Origin of the sequence: Mycobacterium sp. (assembly GCF_049585075.1) — a bacterium.
GTDB lineage: Bacteria > Actinomycetota > Actinomycetes > Mycobacteriales > Mycobacteriaceae > Mycobacterium.
On sequence record NZ_JBAUZA010000328.1, the window covers coordinates 1 to 1936 of the forward strand.

2 protein-coding genes are annotated in these 1936 nt (G+C 65.6%); one reads left to right on the forward strand and one right to left on the reverse strand.

The window, feature by feature from the left end:
- Positions 1-177: 177 nt before the first annotated feature.
- Positions 178-1476: a serine hydrolase domain-containing protein gene (locus WB785_RS15715; protein ID WP_424080251.1), complete on the forward strand. Its 1299-nt coding sequence runs from the start codon at positions 178-180 to the stop codon at positions 1474-1476.
- A 3-nt stretch (positions 1477-1479) separates the two neighbouring features.
- On the opposite strand, the gene WB785_RS15720 is transcribed toward WB785_RS15715, so the two are convergent.
- On the reverse strand, positions 1480-1936 hold a 457-nt coding region (locus WB785_RS15720), incomplete at its 5' end, for a phytanoyl-CoA dioxygenase family protein (RefSeq protein ID WP_424080252.1).

A 1936-nucleotide genomic window follows, 5' to 3' on the forward strand; every position in this document is an offset into this window, starting at 1 on the left:
AGCGAACACGACTTCGGCCTCCGCGCAGGGGTCGGCAAGGGCGACCTGCATGGCCACCGGCGCGCTCGACCAGGCGCAGGCAATCACCAGCGCGGTACCAACGACGTAAGAAGAGCTGCGGATACCCATGTTCGTAATGCTGCCATCTCACCGGAGTGCGAGTACTAGCATCGCGGGATGATCGCATCGGGACGCGGCGATCCCTCTCTGCTTACAACCGACGGGGGCCTGCCACGCGGCGTCCACGGCGCGGCCGATCCGCGGTTTGCCAACGTGATCCGGGTGTTCGCCCGGCTGTTTCCCGGGCGCCGATTCGGCGGCGGGACGTTGGTCGTCTACATCGAAGGCCGCCCGGTCGTCGACGTGTGGATCGGATGGTCAGACCGGGCCGGCGAGGTGCCGTGGACGGCCGACACCGGCGCGATGGTGTTCTCCGCGACGAAGGGAGTCGCATCCACGGTGATCCACCGGCTCGTCGACCGCGAGCTGCTGTGCTATGACACGCCTGTCGCTGACTACTGGCCGGAGTTCGGGGCCAACGGCAAAGCCGACATCACCGTCCGCGACGTCCTGCGGCATCGATCCGGGCTCTCGCATCTGAAGGGTGTGGGCAAGACGGAGTTAATGGATCATCGCTTGATGGAAGAGCGACTGGCCGCGGCCCCGGTCGACCACTTGCGGGGTGCACCGGCCTATCACGCGCTGACCTACGGTTGGCTGCTTTCTGGTCTGGCCCGATCGGTTACCGGCATGGGGATGCGCGAGCTGGTTCGCACCGAGTTGGCGCAACCCCTCAACATCGACGGTCTACATCTGGGAAGGCCGCCGGCCGGCGCGCCAACCAAGGTTGCGGAAATCCTGGCCCCGCAGAGCAATCGGCCCAATCCGGTGTTCAACTTCGTCGCACCACGGGTGGCGGGGCTGCCATTCTCCGGCGCCTTGGGCGCAATGTATTTCCCCGGCATCAAATCGCTTGTGCAGGGCGATATCCCATTCCTTGACGGAGAGGTTCCCGCTGCCAATGGTGTCGTGACTGGCGGCGGTTTGGCGAAGATGTACGCCGCGTTGGCCAACGGCGGCCGCATCGACGGAAAGCAGTTCCTGTCATCGGAGTTGGTGAGCGGCCTGATCGGCAAGCCGAGGGTGCTCCCCGATCTAAACATGATGGTGCCGATGCCGTTTCATCTTGGCTATCACGAATCGCCGATTCCCGGTCTACTCAAGGGGTTTGGCCATATCGGTTTAGGTGGAACACTCGGGTGGGCCGATCCCGAGACCGCCAGCGCATTCGGCTATGTGCATAACCGGCTGTTGACGCCGATGGTGTTCGACATGGCGTCGTTCGCGGGCCTGGCGCGTCCGCTGCGCAATGCCATCGCTGCCGCCCGGCACGCCGGTCCCCTCGAGGTGCCGCAGTTCAGCGCAACTTACGGTCAAGCCCGACAGCGAAAGCGGGCGGTATCGGGCAGACGTTAGCGCCTACGGTTCGTCCAGCAGCCGCAGTGGATGCAGGCCGTCGACGGCGCCGACGAACGGCGGGTGGATGCTGTAGCCCAGCATGCGGCGGATGTCGTCAGAGACCTCCCGGGCGATCTCGCGTGAGATCGACAGAGTGAACGCCTCCATCGGTCGCAGCCACGGTTGGCAATATTGGGCGGTGACGGCGAGCCGGTCGTTGGTGGTGGTGTTCGCGCCGCCGCCATGCCAAAGGGTGCCGATGAAGAAGACGCACGAACCGGCGGGAATCACGACCGGTAGCGACTGATCGTCCGGGCCCGGCCGACGCGGCCCCCAGCGGTGGCTGCCGGGATACAAGACGGTGGAGCCGTTGTCGGCGGTGAAGTCGTCGATCGCCCAAATCGTTGCGGCCGCCAGCGGTGCACGCGGACGCGGCACAGGGTAGAACCCGTCGTCGTGGTGAGCCAGTTGCGCGTCC

What these genes read in the sequence shown, in the direction of transcription:
- WB785_RS15715 (WP_424080251.1), top strand. Translation starts at nt 178, where the DNA reads ATGATCGCATCGGGACGCGGCGATCCCTCTCTGCTTACAACCGACGGG.